This is a genomic window from Nonomuraea antri, from assembly GCF_013283785.1.
Classification (GTDB): domain Bacteria; phylum Actinomycetota; class Actinomycetes; order Streptosporangiales; family Streptosporangiaceae; genus Nonomuraea; species Nonomuraea antri.
In genome coordinates this window covers 36,877-54,968 of record NZ_JABCPZ010000026.1, presented here as the reverse complement: position 1 = coordinate 54,968, position 18,092 = coordinate 36,877, and the positions used below count along the sequence as shown (strand labels likewise).

13 protein-coding genes are annotated in these 18,092 nt (G+C 69.8%); 5 read left to right on the top strand and 8 right to left on the bottom strand.

The genetic code is table 11. The annotated features are described in order from the left end of the window. Nucleotides 1–19: 19 nt before the first annotated feature. Nucleotides 20–967 carry a P-loop NTPase family protein gene (locus HII36_RS11690; protein WP_173523144.1) on the bottom strand — a complete coding sequence of 316 codons (948 nt, stop codon included), beginning with the start codon at nt 965–967 and terminating at the stop codon, nt 20–22. Between the two features lies 1 nt (nt 968). Continuing rightward, nucleotides 969–1,769 (bottom strand): hypothetical protein, encoded by an 801-nt coding sequence (locus tag HII36_RS11685; RefSeq protein WP_173523143.1) that lies wholly within the window; start codon nt 1,767–1,769, stop codon nt 969–971. Between the two features lie 374 nt (nt 1,770–2,143). Between HII36_RS11685 and HII36_RS11680 the strand changes: the two genes are divergently transcribed. Beyond that, nucleotides 2,144–2,575 (top strand): nuclear transport factor 2 family protein, encoded by a 432-nt coding sequence (locus HII36_RS11680; RefSeq protein WP_173523142.1) that lies wholly within the window; start codon nt 2,144–2,146, stop codon nt 2,573–2,575. 6 nt (nt 2,576–2,581) lie between these two features. Here the strand turns inward: HII36_RS11680 and HII36_RS55645 are convergent, their stop codons facing one another. From HII36_RS55645 to HII36_RS11660, 5 genes are all read right to left on the bottom strand, one after another. Further along, nucleotides 2,582–4,096, bottom strand: coding sequence for a helix-turn-helix transcriptional regulator (locus HII36_RS55645; RefSeq protein ID WP_217369405.1), 1,515 nt, complete (start codon nt 4,094–4,096; stop codon nt 2,582–2,584). Further along, nucleotides 4,036–5,190: an AAA family ATPase gene (locus HII36_RS55640; RefSeq protein ID WP_217369404.1), complete on the bottom strand. Its 1,155-nt coding sequence runs from the start codon at nt 5,188–5,190 to the stop codon at nt 4,036–4,038. Before HII36_RS55640 ends, HII36_RS55645 begins: the two co-directional genes overlap by 61 nt. A 122-nt stretch (nt 5,191–5,312) precedes the next feature. Beyond that, the gene (locus tag HII36_RS11670; protein WP_173523141.1) at nt 5,313–7,940 is read right to left on the bottom strand and encodes a tetratricopeptide repeat protein; all 2,628 of its coding nucleotides are present in this window, start codon (nt 7,938–7,940) and stop codon (nt 5,313–5,315) included. Beyond that, nucleotides 7,937–9,775 carry an HSP90 family protein gene (locus HII36_RS11665; protein ID WP_173523140.1) on the bottom strand — a complete coding sequence of 613 codons (1,839 nt, stop codon included), beginning with the start codon at nt 9,773–9,775 and terminating at the stop codon, nt 7,937–7,939. The genes HII36_RS11670 and HII36_RS11665 overlap by 4 nt, the downstream gene beginning before the upstream one ends. 86 nt (nt 9,776–9,861) lie before the next feature. Beyond that, nucleotides 9,862–10,353 (bottom strand): pyridoxamine 5'-phosphate oxidase family protein, encoded by a 492-nt coding sequence (locus tag HII36_RS11660; RefSeq protein ID WP_173523139.1) that lies wholly within the window; start codon nt 10,351–10,353, stop codon nt 9,862–9,864. Nucleotides 10,354–10,431: 78 nt separating this feature from the next. Between HII36_RS11660 and HII36_RS11655 the strand changes: the two genes are divergently transcribed. Beyond that, the gene (locus tag HII36_RS11655) at nt 10,432–10,914 is read left to right on the top strand and encodes a hypothetical protein (protein WP_173523138.1); all 483 of its coding nucleotides are present in this window, start codon (nt 10,432–10,434) and stop codon (nt 10,912–10,914) included. Nucleotides 10,915–10,948: 34 nt separating this feature from the next. Here the strand turns inward: HII36_RS11655 and HII36_RS11650 are convergent, their stop codons facing one another. Beyond that, the gene (locus tag HII36_RS11650; protein WP_328807681.1) at nt 10,949–13,807 is read right to left on the bottom strand and encodes an AfsR/SARP family transcriptional regulator; all 2,859 of its coding nucleotides are present in this window, start codon (nt 13,805–13,807) and stop codon (nt 10,949–10,951) included. A 143-nt stretch (nt 13,808–13,950) separates the two neighbouring features. On the opposite strand from HII36_RS11650, the gene HII36_RS11645 reads away from it, so the two are divergent. The 3 genes from HII36_RS11645 (at nt 13,951) to HII36_RS11635 (ending at nt 17,713) form a co-directional block, all read left to right on the top strand. Beyond that, complete coding sequence (locus HII36_RS11645) at nt 13,951–14,676, top strand: hypothetical protein (RefSeq protein WP_173523136.1); 726 nt, start codon at nt 13,951–13,953, stop codon at nt 14,674–14,676. Nucleotides 14,677–15,337: 661 nt separating this feature from the next. Further along, nucleotides 15,338–17,005, top strand: coding sequence for an LLM class flavin-dependent oxidoreductase (locus HII36_RS11640; protein ID WP_173523135.1), 1,668 nt, complete (start codon nt 15,338–15,340; stop codon nt 17,003–17,005). Nucleotides 17,006–17,038: 33 nt separating this feature from the next. After that, a complete protein-coding gene (locus tag HII36_RS11635; RefSeq protein ID WP_173523134.1) occupies nt 17,039–17,713 on the top strand; it encodes a DUF6461 domain-containing protein in 675 nt (224 codons plus the stop codon). The last annotated feature ends 379 nt before the right edge of the window (nt 17,714–18,092 follow it).

Genomic DNA, 18,092 nt, shown 5'->3' with positions numbered 1-18,092 from the left:
TCATTCCGTTCACCCTTCTTCATCTACGCAGATCCTTCAAGTTGAGCGCTGAATTGCGCATGTAAAATTTTTCGATGTAATCGTAGGTGATGACTTCGAGCTTGCTCCGGACGGCTTCTCGATAGAGTTCGAAAAATAGAATTTGAAGCGCTCTCATATTTCTTAGTGAGTCTATTTTCTGGAGCATACCATCCAGCTCCTCCTCGGTAATCGCCAGCGGTATTTGCGAGGACTTGCTCCGGTCCATCCGCGCTTGTACGAATTTCCAGGCGTCGCCATTGTTCAACAGGCCGAGTTTCAGTGAAGTGTGCACCGCGCTCACCGGGACCACGGCGTCCCATTCCCGTTGCACCTCGCCGCTGCCGCTCTCGGCGAAGAAAATGATGTTCTCCCGATTCTGGGCGATCTTGTAGTACATGTGGATCTCGCCCGTCACCGTCGTCGGGGGCAGGATGACGACCGCCACCGGACGATCGGCCAGCAGCTCACCGAGCCGGCTGTAGCCCAGCCGCGGATCGTCGGAATAGCCGTGCAGCTCCTCCCGGTACTGCGCGAGATTGGCGGCGACGCCCAGCCGGATCACGAGCATGCGGTAGATCAGCCGGAAGCTCTCCTCCGGCGCGCCTGCGACGTCCTCGCCGTGCAGGTCGACGATGATCCCGGTCCTGCCCTTGCTCGGCAGGCCCTGGTCACGCAGCAGCCAGGAGGCGCACCGGTGCGCCAGCGAGGTCTTCCCGCAGCCGCTGTCACCGACGACCGTGATCAGGTGACCTCTGTTCGGCGGCACCCGATCGTCGCCGAACACCTCGACGAACCGGTTGAACTCGGCCTCGCTGCTGTCCACGTCGACGTACAGCTCCTGGTCGGGCACCTGCCACAGCCAAGGGCACAGCGGATGATCGGCTTCCGAATAGCCGCGCCCGACCGAATGGAAGCCGAACGGATTGTTCTCCAGCGGAGATGTCATGTCAGCGCCTCCGGATGCCGGAACCGGGAAGTCCGGAGCGGATCGGGCGGCTCAGCGCGGTCGCGACGGTCTCCACGTCCGCGTCGAAGGTGTCGAGCTTTCCGCGTAACGCGGCCGCCTTCGCCTGGCGGGCCGCCGAGTCGCCGCTCCAGAAGTTCGCGTCGCCTTCCGCGAGTTCGTCGCCCTTCACCCGATCCCTGAGCCTCTTCGCCTGATGCCACGACGAATGGAAGGAGATCACCCGGCCGATCTGGCGGAGGAGATCGGTCCGGCGCAGCCGTACGGTCACCGCGTCCGGGCTGTTGCCGCGGGCCCATTCCGACGCGTAGGTCTCGATCGCCCCGCGGAAGTCGGCCACCGCGGTGCGCAGGGCGTCCGCGTCGCGGGCCCCGCGATCGATGGAGGCGCGCCATCCCGTCGCGATGAAGGTGAGCAGCGCCCCGAACGCGGCGGGCACCAGGATCTCTCCCATCCTGACCCAGAACGGTTTCGACTCCGTCACCTTGACCTGGGGCTCGGAGGCGAGGAGCGCCCGGCAGGTACGGTCGAAGTCCGCTCTGTGCTGGGCTCGCCACGTCTCCAGATCAACGGCTTTGCCGCCGACCCATAAGTGGCCCGGGGGGAGTGAAGGCGACGGAGAGGCCAGGCCGAGTGATCCCGCCGCGGCGAGGAGTTCCGGCCGATGGTCCGGCGATAGGCAGAACACCGTCATGGTGTCGTCCGGGGTCGCCGCTCGGCTTTCTTCGGCCAGGACCGAAAATAGGAGTACGGTCGGTACTAAACCGACATATGAGAGGATCATGAGCGTGGCCCTTGGCGTCCTCCACATACCTCCACCTTCGGTCATTTCCTTTACGCAAGATAGTGCCACTTCTGTGCATCGGAGATGCGCGTTCGCGATATGTCCCCCCAACGCAGGATGTCATCGACAATAGCCATAAACCATCCTTTATGCGGCGCTAGTCATTCTTCGCAACATGTGAGTGGATGGATGAACCCCGGCTCTCCGGGATTACCTCGCCGCGGGCGGAGGGGCGAGCGGCCCGCCGTCGTCCGGCCCCTGATCCGGCGGGTCTGCGGCCGGCCCGCCTTATCTCACAGGTAATCGCCAAGCCGCGGCGACCCGGGAAGACTGACACGTGCCCGCACCGCTGAACCGGACTCTGGGGACGAATCATGACGACTTACGACACCGTGCAGGAGTTGTTGCGCCGGATCGGCGCGGGTGACGTCGAGCGGATCGCCGAGTCGTTCGCCGAGGAGAGTGACTGGCGCTTCAACTGGCCCGCCGAAGGGCACCCGTCGGTGCCGTGGATCCGGCCCCGTTCGAGCCGGGGTGACGTGGCCGAACACTTCCGCATGCTCGGGTCGCACCACGTGCCCGAGCTCAACGGCACCACGGTCACGCGGATCCTGGTCGACGGCGACGACGCCGTCGTGCTCGGCGACATCGTGCAGACCGTCGCCGCCACCGGCCTGTCATACACCTCCCCGTTCGCCCTGCACCTCACGGTCGCCGGCGGACTGATCACCCGCTACCACATCTACGAGGACAGCCTCACCGTGGCCCGGGCGTTCTCCGGCGGCGCCACCGCGGCGGATCGATGATCGGGCTCACCGCCGGTCATGGCCGTTGACGGGCAGCGCCTGCTGAAGCTGATGGCGAGAGGTGATGCCGAGCTTGGTGAACACCTTCCGCAGGTGGTACTCGACGGTGCGCGGGCTGAGGAACAACTGGGCGGCGATCTCCGGGTTCGACAGGCCCGTCCGGGCCATCCTGGCGATCTGGCCCTCCTGCGGGGTGAGCCAGACCGACTCGTCGGCGGTGCGCTTGCGGGTGGTCTCGCCGGTGGCCAGCAGCTCGTTGTAGGCCCGATCGGCGAACGCCCGCATGCCGATCGCGTCGCACATCTCGTACGCGATGCGCAGCTGCGTCCGGGCGTCGGTCCGCCGGCCTTCGCGGCGCAGCCACTCACCGTAGAGCAGGTGCGCGCGAGCGAGTTCGGTGCGAATGCCGGTACGGCCCAGCAGGTCCACCGCTTCGCGATACCGGCTTTCCGCCTCCGCACCATCGCTGAGCAGCGCCTGGGACCGCACGTAGAGACCCGGCCCCCAGCCGCCGTCGCCGATGGAGGTCGCCTCGGCCAGCCGGTCGAGCGCCTGCGCGGCCTGCCGGGTGCGTCCGGTTCTGCCGGCCGCCTCGATCAACTCGGAAAGCGCCCACATGGAGACGTGCATCTCCGGCGCCCCCGGGGCGGCTTGGGCGGCCTGCGCCGCGACCAGGGCCTCTTCGTACCGGCCGAGCCCGTTGTTGAGCACGGCCTTCACCCACTGCGCGAGCTGTTCCCCCACGCCCTGGCCGGACGCCCGGGACTCCTCGATCGCGCGCTCGATCAGCGGGGCGGCCTCGGCCTCCGACCCTCGGAACGCGGCGAGCATCACGACCCCGGAGACGAAGCCGCGGCTCCCCGTCGCCGTCGCGATCGCCTCAGCCTCCGCGACCAGCGAAGCGGCCTCCGTGAGATCACCGCGCCAGGTCTCCAGGACGGCCATCGCGTTCACCCAGATGCCCAGCGGGCCGAGCATGCCGGCCTCACGGCAGAACCGGAGCTCGCGGGACTGCATCGTGTACCAGCACTTCTCGTCCCACAGCGCCGACGCGGCGACGGCCGCCATCGGGCTCCAGCGCAGGCGCTCCGCCGGGGAGATCTCGCCTTCGGCGAAGACCCAGGCCGACCGTCTCAGCAGGGGCGCTGCCGCGGCGCGTCCCTCGGTGACCAGGACCGCCAGCGCCTCCAGCAGCAGGTCCGGCGGCCGGGACGCGTCCGAGTGCGACGAAACGGCTCGGGCGGCCCGGGAGATCTCGCGCAGGTCGTCGGTGCCCGCGAACCGTCCGGCGAACAGCGCGGCGTACCAGGCTTCCAGGTACGTCTGCCGCGCGAGCACGGGGTCCAGCGGCTCCAGCCGCTTGGCCACCCTCGCCAGGATCGGCGGAGCGTCGCCGCTCATGCTGGTGACGAAGGCGATCTGCCCGTGCGTCAGATCGACGCGAGCCTGCTGAAGCTCGTTCAGCGGCCCGGCCGCAGCGACGGCGAGCAGCTCGGACGCCGCGTCGAACGCGCCGGCCATGACGTTCGCCTGCGCCGCGGCCAGGGCCCGTTCGGATCGGGGTCCCGGTCGCGGTTGGTCGACTCGGCCAGCGCCCGATGCGTCGCCCGCCGCTCCTGCTGCGACGCCGCCGAGTACACCGCGGACCGGACGAGCGGATGCCGGAACCGCACCGCCGCTCCCGTGTCGAGCAGCCCGTCGGTCTGAGCGGGTTTCGCGGCGGAGGCGGGGATCCCGAGCCGCCCGGCCGCCCGCCAGATCAGTACCGGGTTGCCGGTCGGCTCGGCCGCCGCGACCAGCATCAGGGACCGCGTCTCGGCCGGCAGCCCCGCCAGCCGCTGCCGGAAGCCCTGCTCGATCCGCGCGGGGACGGTATGCGCCTCCACCAGGCCGAACCCGCCCGCCAGCTGCCTGGGGCTCAGCCCGCGCGGCAACTCCAGCAGCGCCAGCGGATTGCCGTTCGTCTCGGCGAGGATGCGGTCCGTGACCCGTTCGTCCAGCTGGAACCGGACCACAGAGCGCAACAGCGTCAGGGCCTCCGGGGCGGGCAGGCCGGTCACCTCCAGCTCCGCCAGCCCGTGGAGCTGGGCGCCAGGCTCGCGCGCGGCGAAGATCAGCCCCACCGGCTCGGCCAGCAGCCGCCGCGCCACGAACGCCAGCACCTGCGCCGACGACTGGTCCAGCCACTGCGCGTCATCGACCACGCACAACAGCGCGCGTTCCTCCGCCGCCTCGGCCAGCAGGGTCAGCACCGCCAGACCCACCAGGAACCGATCCGGCGCGCCTCCCGCCCGCAGCCCGAACGCGGCTTCCAGCGCGTGACGCTGCGGAACGGGCAGCCCGTCGAGCCGGTCCAGCAGCGGCACGAGGAGCAGATGCAGGCCGGCGAACGCCAGCTCCATCTCCGACTCCACCCCCGCCGCGCGCAGGACGCGCAGATCGGCCGCCGCCCGCACCACGTGCGCCAGCAGCGCCGACTTGCCCACCCCCGCCTCGCCGCGCAGCACCAGCGACCGCCCGCGCCCGGCCCGCAGATCCGCCAGCAGGTCGTCGAACACGGCGCGTTCCCGCTGTCGGTTCAGCAGCGGCGGCCCCGGATCAGATAACGTCGGCATGCCCATCCGCCCCGTTCAGCCGCCGGCCAGCGGCGTGGTCACGCCGGCGCCCATCGGGTGCCGGCCGCTGTGCCTTTCTCGTGATCAAGATGATAATCGCCGCGGTCTCGCCGACCGGCGCGCTAGTCCTCGTCGTCGTAGTAGTTGTAGTCGTCGTCGAAGTCGCCCGTGAGCATCTGCTCGAGCTGCTTGCGCGTCTCCGCGAGCTCGGCCGGCACCTCGTCGGACGGGCTGTGCTCGGCCAGCCCTTCCAGTTCGGCGAGGACGGCACGCATCTCGGCGACGCCGGGCCGTTCCGCGTCCTGGCGCTCCTCGGAGTCGGGCTCGTCCGCGGAGTGCAGCAACCAGGCCACCGACCGAAGACAGCGGACGCGCGGGGTGAGCCGGCCGAGCTCGGCCCAGAGCGCGGCCGCCCGCTGATAGGCGGGCAGCGCCTCCGCGTTCTGCCCGGAGTACTGCAGTGCTTCGGCGGCGGACCAGGCCAGGTCGGCATGCATGGCTCGCTGGTCCGAGTCATGCTGGACCAGCTCCGCGCCTCTGAGGAACTGCTCGGCGGCGTCGCGGTAGCGGCCCAGCTCGCGTAGAGAGATGCCGTACTGTCCCCGGGTCATCGCGATGACCGGCGCGTCGTAAGGGATCTCCACCTTCGAGATCACGTCCTCGAACAGCGCCGCCGCTTCGCGGTGCCTTTCGAGATGGTGGTAGGCGCGCGCCGCCGTGAACGTGTTGTGCAGGGTGTCGGGTTCGGACAGGCCGTCCCAGCGGGCGGCCGCGGTCAGCGCCGCGCCGACCAGGTCGCGTTCCCTGCCGGGCTGTCTCGAGACGGCCTCGACGAGCAGGGAGCTCAGCTGGGCGGTCTGCTCGCGCGGGACGAGATCGGCGCCGTACGCGATCGCCTTCGACGCGAACTCCTCCGCCGCCTTCGGATCGTCGCTCCCGAGGGCGATCTCGCCGAGCAGCGTGGTGGGATGCGCGGCGCGCCACGGCTGCTCGGCTTCGAGATAGCCGGTCATGGCGGCCCGCAGATGGGCGCGCGCGCCGTCCGCGTCGCCGAGCGGGAACGAGATCCGGGCCAGCAGGTCGTGGTACATGGCCGCGCGCTCGGTCACCGCGAGCTCCTCCGCCAGGGCGAGTTCGGCCTCCAGCAGCGCGTGGGTGGCCTTGAGGTCGGCCTCGTCCGGGTTCTCCAGCTGTTGCAGCGCCGCCATCGCCATGAAGGGGGCGGTTCTCCGCACGGTCAGGTATTCGCCAGGGGTGAGCCTTCCCGCCGCGTACGCGCTTTCCGCCCGCTCCGTGACGCTCGCCGCCATCGCCTCGCCTCCGGCCCGATCCCCGGCCTCGGAGCGCGCCAGGGCCGCGGCGGCGAGTGCCGCCAGATTCTTGGCGGTGTCGGCGAGCCGGTCGAAGCTCTCGGCGACGGCCAGCAGCGCGTCGTGGGCGGCGCCGGGGTCCGAGTCCAGGACGGAGAGCGCCTTGGCGTACGCGACCTCCGCGGCCACGAGCTCGGGCAGCGGCTGCCCGGCGGCCGCGACGCGTTCCCACGCCCTGTCGGCGTGGGGATGGCGGATCTCGGACAGGCGGCGCGCCTCCGCGACCAGCTCGTCGAGCCCGGAACCGGTGCCCTTCACCTGGATCGGCGCCACACTGTCGGTCGGCGCCGGCAGCGTCGCCGGGACGCCGAGCGGCAGCCGGTCCGTCAACGGCTCCCGGGCGAGGCGCTCGGCGACGCGCTCGCTGAACACGCTGCTGCCGTTACGCGTGTCGTAGCGGGCGCACAGCTCGCTGAGCTCCTGTTCGAGCCTGGCGAGAATCGTCTCAAGAGTCAGGTCGCCGATCCTGATGCCGCCGTGGCCCAGCGTGGTCAGACGGCGCAGCAGCACGACGACACCGCTCACGAAGCCGACCCGGGGCGAGACGTCCCCGTGCTGCTCCATGAGCCAGGACGCGTGCTCGTTCAGGATCTCCAGGCCACGCGCCTCGTTGCCGGTCAGCGCGCAGAACTCGATGTGGTAGCCGACCGGCTCGCGCAGGTTCTCGTTGTGGCGGACCAGCGAGTAGCCCCTGAGGAAGGCGCTGCGCGCGTCCTCGGTCCGTCCGGAGCGCAGCAGGGGGAGCAGCGCCCTGGCCAGGGCCCGGTGCGGCTCCTCCATGCATGACCGCTCGCCGTCGATCAGCGGCGCCCAGTGCTCCAGCGCCCCCGCGTCGTCACCCGCCCTGGCCCGCCAGGTGCCCCAGCCGTTGCGCTCGCAGGCGTCACAGTCGGACATCTCGTCGCGCGGAGCGGAGATCGACGCCTCCATCGCCGCCGCGGCCGCTTCTTCGTCGCCCAGGTTCTGCGCCAGCAGCGAGCGCAGGCTGAGGATCGGGCGCGGGCTGTATCCGCGCTGCCGGTAGCGGTTCTGCAGCTCGTCGAGCCAACGGTGGATGGTCGCCAGCGGCACGGCCGGGTTGCCGATGAGGTGGAAGCTCATCCACTTGAGCTGCCAGTGGATGTCATGGCTGAACGCGCCCACCTCGGCCGGGAAGTCGTCGTAGATCCGCAGGAGCCGTCCGAACGCGATCGGCATGCGGTCACCTTCGGCGCCGTACTCGTAGGCCTGGATGAGGGTGAGCAGCACTTCGGCTTCCAGCGACCGGTCGTCGGTGGCCTTGGCCGCGGTGGTGAGCAGCTCCAGACGTTCGGCCTTCTGGCGACCGCGCGGCAACGCGTAGGTCTGACGCAGGGCAGCGCGGATCTCGGCGACGTTCATGCCTTGCCGTCCTCTCCGGTGGATTCGGTCACGTTCTGGGCGGCCCAGCCGAGCAGCTCGTCGAAGGCTCGGTTGAGCAGCGCGGTGTCGACCGACCGCAGGGGCCGGTGCGTCATCAGCAGCGCCTGGCCGTACAGCGACTCGACGGCGGTGACGAGCAGCGCGCGATCGCCGATCGTGGCGAGCCTGCGGACCACCGGGCTGCGGTGGTTGAGCACGAGTCGCGCGCGCGGCTCGGAGGACTTGAGCGAGCCCAGGATCTCGCTCCAGAGGTCGTCCGCGTCGGCGGCGATCTCCGCGCGGGTCCGCTCGTTGCGCGCCTCGCGGGAGTCCAGATGCAGCGCGGACACCGACGCGGGGAAGAACGCGCGAAGGATCACGTCGCAGCCCAGCGGGTCGAGCGTGGCGCGTGCCGTCGTCATGAAACCGGCCATGGCCAGCTCGTCCGTGCTGTCCACCGGGTCGAGGGCGGCGGTGACCACGTCCGAGCCGAGCTCCTCGACCACCACCCCCGGCACCGCCTCGGGCAGCAGCGCGACCAGCTCGCTGTCGTAGGTGTAACCCCCGTTGACGACCCCCACGCCGTGGGCGGACGCGATCGGCGCGATCTGCCGGAACTCCTCGACCGTGGACGTGATCCGGATCACCGGGTGCCTGCCGGCGACCTCGGCCAGCGTGACCTGGCCGTCGGTCGTCTCCAACGTGAGATACGGCAGCATGATCCGGAACAGCTCGGCGTCATGCCTGGCCATCGCCTTCACCCCGAGGCTGTGCACGGCGAGGAACGCGGTCAGGCGCTGCGGCTCCTGCGCGGCCAGCCCGGTGAGCCAGTCACGCAGCCGGACCCCCAGCGCCTCGCGGACCGCGACCAGCGTCTCGTCCTCGTACAGACCTTCACGCGACGCGGTCGGGCGCAGCGTGTCCGTGTCGATCACGCAGCGGACGAAGAACGCCCATTCCGGGAGCAGGCCGGTGGTCGCGTCGTTGAGCAGCATGCCCTTCAGGTAGACGCGGTGGCGGCCGCTGTCGGCCGGATTCGCCGCCTGCGGCAGCACGTAGGCGGCGCCCCTGATGCCGGCCAGCTCCACGTCGAGTTCGACGACGTCGAGCGCGGTGAAGCCGAGCACCCGCTCGCCGTACTCGATCAGCGCGGCCCGGCGTGCGGCCGCGGAAGCGAAGTCGCGGTCCCACACCGGCGGGCTGTCCGTGGTGCGGATCGTGCGCCCGCCCGTGTCGATCGTCACCTCGTACGGCAGCAGCGAGCCGAAGTCGCGGGCGAGGCCGGTGACCACGTCCGGGGCGAACCACCGCTCGGCCCCCGCGCGTGGCGTCAGGCGGACGGTCGTTCCCGGATCGGCCCGCTCATCCGGCGCGAGCCGCCGGACCGAGTACGTTCCGTCGGAGGTGGCCAGCCACTCGACGGCCGGCGCGTCCGGGACGGCGGCCGACCGGCTGATCACCTGGATCCGCTCGGCGACGGTGAAGCAGGCGAGGAGGCCGATGCCGAACTGGCCGAGGAACTCGCGCCGGGCCCCTTCCAGGTCGTCGCGCTTGGAGGACCGGCCGATGGTGGCCAGGAAGCGATGGACGTCCGCCTCCGTCAAGCCGATGCCCGGGTCGTCGATCCGCAGCCCCGCCTCGTCCAAGGTGATCCGGATGGCGGTGGGCGCCTTCGGGTCCACGCGCTGCCGCGCGGTCACCGCGTCGACCGCGTTCTGCAGGAGCTCTCTCAGATAGACGCGCGGGCTGGAGTAAAGGTGGTGCGACAGGAGATCGACAAGTCCGCGCAGGTCAACCTGAAAAGAGTGCTCATTTTTGGGCTGATTGTCCGGCATGCGGGAGATCGTAGCGTCAAGTTATGACATTGACCTGGTCAATCTCCGGCCGCAGAACGCGACGGCCGGCCAGGAACGTTCCGAGGTCAGGTCTTGCGCACCACGCGTTCGCCCTCGCCTGGCTTCCAGCTGGTGATCGTGAGCCGGTCGTCGATCAGCTCCACCGAGGAGGCGCCGGTCAGGTCGGCGACGAAGAACGGGTCGAAGTCCTGCCCCCGCAGGTCGAACCCGGACTCCTGGAACAGGTGGTCGGCGAAGCGCCGGTGCAGCTCCACGTCCCGCACGTCGCTGACGACGCCCCACAGCTTGGCGTCGCCTTCTCCGGCGTACGGGTCGACGGTCGCGGTGTGCAGGCAGAAGCGCGGATCGCGAGCCAGGTCGCGGAACTTGGTGGTGCCGGGCATGCCGACGAGGAGCAGCCGTCCCTCGAAGATGCCGGGCTCGATGGGGCTGATGCGGGGGTAGCCGTCGGAGCGGAGCGTGGCCAGCAGGCACAGGTGGCCCGTCGCGGCGTGGCGGCGGGCGAACAGCTGGGCGATTCTCGGGCACTGCCCGGCGAAATCCTTCCAGGCGACCATCACCGCATACTACGACCCGCACCGCTGCCACGCCCCCTGCCTTCCCGATGCGCCACGGCGGCACGCATGGTGATGTCCGTGACGGCCATCCTGCTGGCTCCGTTCTTCTTTCCGGCCTTCACATGGATGACGAGCATCCCGCCGACCGTTCTGTCGAGGGCCGCGTCCTTCTGCCGCGTGCCGCGCCGGAGGGCGCCGAAGTGGGAGATCATCGAGTGCATGAGCGATCGGGATCTGCAGGTCATCAAGGAATGCCTGGACGCGGCGGTTGACGGGCCGTTCTTCGACGACTGTGAGTTTCACACTCTCATGGGCTTCACCCGCGAAGAAATCTCCAGGATCGCGCGGACGTGGCCGCACACCGACGATCCCGGCGAGCAGAACAACGCCGTCGTCAACGTACTGAACATGCTGCTCGGCTACCCGCACGACCATTGGCACCGCTGGCCCGAATACTCCTCCGCCACGCCGCAGGAGATCGCGCAAGTCCTGGCCCGCCGGCAGGATGACGGCGCCGCTTTCGACGGTGCTCCCAAGGGCACCTTCGACCGGCTGCGCTGAACCCGTCACTCCCATGCAGCGCGCTCCCTGTCTGTCAGCCTGACTCAGGGTCCGCCTGCTCCTCCAGCTCGGCCAGCCTGGCTCGGACCGCCTCCGCGTCACGCGGCCCGTACTCGCTCAGCATGCTCAGGGCGCGGCGCAGGGTCTGGATGGCCTGTTCGCGCAGGCCGGCGCCGAGCTGGGCCTCGGCGAGCTGGGGAAGCGTCTCCGCCTCGTACACCGGCTCCTGGCCTCGGCGCAGCAGCAGCGTCTGTTCGTAGCAGGCGATGGCCTTCTCGTACTGCTTCAGGCTTCGATGGATGTAACCGAGGCTGTCGAGCGTGGCGCTCTCCCCGACGATGTCCCCGACGCTTCTCAGTATCTCGAGCGCCTCCTCGCAGTAGAGCCTGGCTCCCTCGTAGTCACCCAGCAGAGCGCGGAACCAGCCCACGTTGTTCAGCGCCATCGCCTCCCCGGGCCGGTGCCCGGCCGCGCGGGAGTGTTCCAGGGACAGCTCGCAGAGCTCCAGCGCCGACTCGAGATCCCCCCGTTGCCCGTGGAGAACCCCCAGGTGGGTGGTCACAGCGGCCTGGCCGATGTGGTCGTCCAGGCCGGCGTAGAGATCCTGGGCCGCGCGCAGCTCCTCGCCGGCCTCGTCGAAGCGGTGGAGGCGGCAGAGCGCCTGGCCCAGCCCGAACAGGCAGTACGCCTGGGCGGAAGCGTTCTTGAGCACGGTTGCCGAGCGCAGCGCCAGCCGGTGCAGCTCGGCCTGCTCCTCGAAGTGACCGTTGCGGTACAGGAAGGTGCGCAGGACGCGCGTCAGTTGCCAGGTGAACGTGTCGAACCCGTGCTCGGCCGCCACGCCGACGGCGGCGGTCATGGTCAGGTACTCCCGCCGGAACCAGTCCAACGCGTGGGCGGTGCCGTCGATGTCGGAGACGGAGACGTCATCGGGGGCGACACCGAGACTGTAGGGCATCTGGTGGTTCCGGTTGATCTGCAGATCGGCGCGGCCTGCCGTGTGCAGGTAGTGGGCGAGCATGCGGCCCAGCGCCGCCGAGCGCCGCTCCGCGGTCACGTCCCGCTGGGCGAGCTCGTTCGCGTAGGCCCAGACCAGGTCGTGGAAGACGTGGTGATCCAACGAGACCTCGGTGATGAGGTTCGCCTCGGCCAGATGGGACAGCAGCCGGCCCGCCTCGCTGATCGAGCATCCGCGGAGGCTGGCGGCGGCCGCGGTCGAGAACTCCGGGCTCGGGTGCAGGCCGAGCAGCCGGAAGAGGTCCGCGGCCGGCTCGTCGAGGGCCTGGTGAGACCAGGAGAACACGGCCCGGAGGTTCGTCGCCGCGTCCTCGACGGCGAAGGGGTCGAGGCCCGTCTCCGTCTCCCACCGGCGAGGGAAGAGATCGGCGAGGGCGAACCGCGGCCGCATGACCGCCCGGGCGCTGAGGGTCGCCAGCGCCAGCGGCAGGCCGCCGCATCGCTGCACGATCCGGTCGACGGCCTTCGGCTCCCGGTCGATCCGGTCGTCGCCGAGCCGGAAGGCGATGAACCTGCGCGACCCCGTGTGGTCGAGGGGGGCGAGGCTGAGCGGTCGCGCGCCCTCCATCGCCACGAGCGAGGTGAGCTCGTGCCGGCTCGTCACCAGGACCAGGCAACTGGGGGAACTGGGCAGGAGTAACCGGACCTGGTCCGCGTCGCGGGCGTTGTCCAGCAGCACCAGGAACCGGCGTCCGGCCAGCAGGCTGCGGAACAGCCCGAGCTGTGCCTCCTGCGTGGCCGGGATGCGGGCCTGCGACACACCCAGCGCCACGAGGAACGTCTGCAGCGCGTGCTCGGCCGCCAGCGGGGTCCCGGAGGGGCCGAACCCGCGCAGGTTGATGTAGAGCTGCCCGTCGGGGAAGTGATCCTGCATCTGGTGCGCCCAGTGCACGACGAGCGCGGTCTTTCCGACGCCGCCGATGCCGGTGATCACGCCTACCGCGGGTGCGGTGGCGGAACTGTCCGCGCCCTCGCGGACCATGGCGTCGAGCACGCGGAGTTCCGCCTCGCGTCCGCAGAAGTAAACGTTGTCAGGGGGGAGCTGCCGAGGCGCCTTCACGCCGAACGGCGGCGTCGAGACGCCGTTGTCGCGCTGCTCTTGAGGCGCGCCGGTCGGGTCCTGACTTCGCGCGTCGCTCGGCGCGTCGCGCAGTGTGTCCTCATGCGCTCGGGTGAGGGGTGCTCCAGGCTCGATGCCGAGCTCGTCGATGAGACGTCGGCGTACGCGCTGGAACAGGTCCAGAGCCTCGGCGCGCCTGCCCGATCTGTGCAGAGCGGTGAGAAGCAGGGCGGCGGTGTCCTCGCGCAGCGGGTCGGCGGCGTGCAGCGGAGCCAGCCTGGTCACCGCTTCCGCCGGCAGGCCCGCGTGGATCTCCAGCCTGGCCAGCTCCTCGATCACGTCACGGCGCTCGTTCTCCAGGTTGGGGGCCACGACGTCCGCGAGCCAGTCGCCGACCACGTCCGCGAGCGCCTGGCCCTGCCACTCCTCCAGCGCCTGCGCCAGCAGCCGCCGCGAGGCCTGCGCGTCGCTCCGCCGGGCCCGTTGGACCAGCGCGCGGAAGCGGAAGAGGTCGACCTCCTCCGGCGGGACGTCCAGGCGGTAGCCGTGACCCACCGCCCGGACGGGCGCGTGGATCAGGGGCGACAGGAAGCGGCGCAGCCGCGAGATCTGCACCTGGACGGAGTTCCGCGCCGTACGTGGCGGCGCGGTCCCCCAGAGGGCGGTGATCATGCGGTCCACGGCCACGGAATGGCCGCGATCGAGCAGCAGGAGTGCGAGCACGGCGCGTTGCTGCCCGGTGACCGGACCGAGGTGCCTTCCCTCGCGCCACAGACCGACAGTGCCCAGCAATCGAAACGTGGGGTTGGGTGCCACGGCTGAACCTTACTCGCAATTCAACTCTCGATCAGGATCTTGCAAGGGCGGCGGAACAGACTCGCCGTACGACCCGTCCTGCTGGAGGTGATCATGGAGCTGCTGAAAGGCGACGTCACCGGCACTATCGGCAGATCCGTGAGGTGACCGACCTCACGTTCTGGATGCGTACGCGGCTCGACCGGATCATCATTCGGGTGCCCGACGGACATCCCGGTGACGTACTCGCCCAAGGACCGCGCCAGCGGCGCGCCGCCCGGCCCGGACGGCGAAGTCCGGGCGACCACGCGGCGACCGAGGCCGTCTGGGACGACCAGGCGGCCGGCTCGGGATCGGAGCCCAATGTGACTACTTACGAATACTTAGCCGGTGTTGCCTACTACGGGGAGTTCACGCTGGACGAGTACCGCACCTGGACCCGGGCCGAGGTCAGGGCCCTGGAGAGCGTTTCGAACCGGTCCGTCTGCAACCGGGGCGCGGACGGGGACAAACCGGCCGACAGCTCCACCGGGAAGGTGGCCGTCACGGGCGTGGCGGGAGCCGCCGTGCTCGGCCCGGGGTCGCTCGCCGGCACGGCCGTGGTGACGGCGCGGATGGAGGGGATGGCGGAAACGCGAACCAGCGCCTCGACGGGTAGGGCGGGGCGCGCCGAGGCGAACGGTGACGCGGAGTTCCGCGCGACGAACCGCGTCCGCGCGGGGGAACGTTCCTGCTGTGGCTGGCGGGCGCGCGGCGCGGTGACCGAAACCGGAGGCGCCCACCTCATCCCATACGGAAAGCTCGGCTATTACCAGGACGAGCTGCGGGTCTGGGCCCCGATCGCCGCCGCATACGACGACGACTGCGTTGGGACGGCGTTGGCCGCGTAGCTGGGGACGTGTGCAGCCCGCCACCCGACCGACCCGATCACTGCCTGCCTCGGAGAGACCGGCAGGTGGGAGCACTCCTGCTGCGGTTGGCGTAACTCCAGCGCGAGCAGGGTTCGGTGGGGGAGGCGGGCAGAGATGCGGTCTGTGGTCGAGGCCGGTGCGAGCGTGGGCCGGACCGTGACGGTGACGGGCCTGCGGCATCCGCCGGTGTGCGGAGTGAGTTCGCGGGGGCGCCTATCAGTCGGCCGCCGAGACACCGGCCAGCCTCGGCCGGGCTGTGCCGCACCTGCGACAGCGGCACGAAAGTGGTCGCGATACCGGGAATCCGGCTCCTGCGCCATCGTCTGTGTCAGTGGAACCTACGCCTTTGAGCCGCCGCGGTGAGGGTTTGTGATGGGTCGTTGGCGTGCTCGCCCGCATGGGGCGGCGGCGGTACGACGCGGCCAGATGAGCCGTCAGGATGCTGAGCAGCGACAACACCTCAATGATCGATGCGTGCCGCTGAAATATCAGGATCTGGGCCTCCTGGGTCGGAATAACTGGACAAGGCGTCCGGTTGCGCTGGAGTGTAAGTGGACATTCCGTCCATTTGTGGAGGCGCTCGAACCGCGACCGGTTGGAGACCTTCCCAACTCCAACAGGTGCCCAGGAGGGACGCACGATGGACACGAGCGACATCGGGATCGTGTTCGGCAGCTTGACCCCGCCGGAGGAACTGACCCAGGGCGCTGCGCTGGCCGAACGGCTCGGCTTCGGTGAGCTGTGGTTCTCGGAGGACTGCTTCTTCACGGGCGGCCTGTCCGGGCTGACCCAGCTGCTGGCCGCCACCCGTACCGTCCCCGCCGGCCTCGGGCTGGCCAGCGTGATGACCCGGCACCCGGCGGTGCTGGCCATGGAGCTGTCCGGTCTGGCCCGGATGTACCCAGGACGTACCCGGGCCGCCGTCGGGCTGGGCAATACGCACTGGCTCCGTCAGATGGGACTGCTGCCTGAACGCCCGCTGACCGCGGTCACCGAGACCTTCGACGTCCTGCGCGAACTCCTGAGCGGCGCCACCGTCGATCGCCGGACGAGCACGCACCAGTTCTCCGGCATCCGGCTGGAGTTTCCTCCCGAGCAGCCGCCGGAGCTGTGGATTGGAGCGGTCAACGCGCGTGCGCTCCGCGCCGCCGGTGCCATCGCGGACGGGATCCTGCTGTCGGTCCTGGCCGGCCCTACGTACGTGAGCTGGGCGCGGGAACAGGTGAGCGCGGCGGGCAGGCCGACGCCGCCGATCACGGCGTTCGTGCTGGCCGCGGTGGACGACGACGAGCGGGCGGCCCGCGACGCGGTACGCGAGGCCGTCGGCTTCTTCCTCAAGGCCGAAGCACACACGGCACTGATCGAGCACTCCCGGCACGGCGCTGAGATCCGCGACCGGACCGCGAAGCTGGGAGAGAACGAACCGCTCGTTGTCGAGGACGCCTGGATCGACGAATTCGCCGTCGCCGGCCGCCCTGGCCACGTGCGCGAACGGCTCCAGGAACTGCTGGCGGCCGGTGCGGACTCGCTCGGCCTCTGGCTGTTCCCACCTGACCAACTGGCTGGACAGCTCCAGCAGATCGCCCGGGACGCACTCCCCGAAACAAACCGACCGACGTCCGGACGCCATCAGCTCGCGCTACATCACCCCCAGACACCTCGGCCACGGTCCGATCCAAGCCCACGCGCCGGTCGGTCACCACCCTGGGCCCGCCATCACGCTGGGCCCTCCACCACCGTCGCCTCCACCGCCGTCGCCTCGCCCGGCTGGCCGTCCGGTGCGCGGACCTCGATAACGAGGCCGTCGCCCGGAGGAGGCCGCAGAGCCCGTACCTGGCAGATCCGAGACGGCGAAGCCGCCGCACCCAACCCAGCCAGTGCGGTATCGCTCTACGATCACGACCCGCTCCTACCCCCATCCGGCCGCAGGGCAGGCTCAACACCCGTCGGCGCTCGCAGCCATCGGGAGGGCCGCAATCTCATCTCCCCGGGAGCCTTCGACAGCCGGTGCCGCGAGGCGAGCTGCGGCTACTGCTGCTCATCGCGCCTGCCAGGGGCGCAGGTGCGTCCTTTGCACCATAATGCTCATCCATCGGCGCGAGAGCAGGCAGGGCGACACGGAACCTCCCTAGATCCAGAACGCGCCGAGGCAGGCAATGTGCAAGATCATCATTGGCGGGTTCGGCGAAATCCGCTTAGGCTCAGCACCAGCCGCTCCTTCGCGATCCGGAGGACGTCCAGCCGCAGAGCCAAGGGAACTGCGGGAAGAGGCACTAGGACCGTATTGGAGCCAGTCGCCTCGCGTTGATCGTTTGCCGGTCACCGCTGGCAGCATGAGGACGTGATCGCAACAGCAGCCGACTACCGCTGGTTCTACGACCGGTTTCCAAGCTTGTGGGAGGCGTACTGCATCACGCTGGTCAAGGGCCTGGCTCCTGAAGACGTCGTGACGCGACTCGATGCACGTACCGAAGACGTTGTGGCGCGATTCAGCGACTGGTTCGACGACGTTCCTTCCGGCATGAGCTTCGACGACCTGGACAACGCTGCTTACGCCGGTCCCGGCCCCTACGGCGGCTGGCCCGGCCACTTCTTCGGAGCCACGGACGTCGGCGGCTGGTGTCTCATCGTCGAGCCCAACGGCTTCATGGGATCCCGTCCGAAGATCATCAAGCCGTTGTCCGCCGGCACGCGGCTGGTGTCCCACTTCAGCAACGTCAACGCGGTCCAGCGCTTCTACTGGGCCGAGGACGGCGAAATACGACTGGGGTTCGAACCGCCCTTCGCAGCCGATCGCCATGGCAGTGACCCGGACGGAGCATTAGAGGCCATGCGACGGGCGGGATTGGATCTGGCATGCGGCGTCCGATCGTGCACGATTTTCTTCCTCGACGACACCGCAACACAGATCGGAGCCGTCTTCGCACTGGCCGAGAACCTGACCGGGCTCAAGCTGACAGCGGGACTGCTGGAGGAATCGACCTATCTCTGCGCGGTCACACCACGTAAGAACTGACCGCTCATGAGGCTGCGGCCCTCAGAACGCGGGGCGAGCGGGCATGACCGAATCGTGGCGCGTGGGTTACAGAGGGCCGACGGGCGCCGATCTCGAGGTCGACGGCCAGCGGCGAGAAACCAACGCACGTATTTGGAGGACGCCGCACCGAAATGTGACGCGGGCGCGGCGGAACTCAGGATCGAACTCTTCGCCCCTGAGGGACAGTACCCCTTCGGCCCGGGCTCCTGCCTCGTAGAAGATCACCACGGAGCCGCTTGCGCAGCAGGTGACGATAGTCGCTGAAGACCTGCGCTAGCCGGACGGCGGGGATGGCACGATCGCAGAGGCGGGCAGGCGGGCAGGCGGGCAGGCGGGCAGGCGGGCAGGCGGGATGCGT

Coding starts and splice junctions, on each gene's coding strand:
- HII36_RS11670 (WP_173523141.1), bottom strand. CDS start 7,940: ATGAACGTCGCCGAGATCCGCGCTGCCCTGCGTCAGACCTACGCGTTG.
- HII36_RS11665 (WP_173523140.1), bottom strand. CDS start 9,775: ATGCCGGACAATCAGCCCAAAAATGAGCACTCTTTTCAGGTTGACCTG.
- HII36_RS11680 (WP_173523142.1), top strand. CDS start 2,144: ATGACGACTTACGACACCGTGCAGGAGTTGTTGCGCCGGATCGGCGCG.
- HII36_RS11685 (WP_173523143.1), bottom strand. CDS start 1,769: ATGATCCTCTCATATGTCGGTTTAGTACCGACCGTACTCCTATTTTCG.
- HII36_RS55640 (WP_217369404.1), bottom strand. CDS start 5,190: ATGCCGACGTTATCTGATCCGGGGCCGCCGCTGCTGAACCGACAGCGG.
- HII36_RS11690 (WP_173523144.1), bottom strand. CDS start 967: ATGACATCTCCGCTGGAGAACAATCCGTTCGGCTTCCATTCGGTCGGG.
- HII36_RS11660 (WP_173523139.1), bottom strand. CDS start 10,353: ATGGTCGCCTGGAAGGATTTCGCCGGGCAGTGCCCGAGAATCGCCCAG.
- HII36_RS11640 (WP_173523135.1), top strand. CDS start 15,338: ATGGACACGAGCGACATCGGGATCGTGTTCGGCAGCTTGACCCCGCCG.
- HII36_RS55645 (WP_217369405.1), bottom strand. CDS start 4,096: ATGGCCGGCGCGTTCGACGCGGCGTCCGAGCTGCTCGCCGTCGCTGCG.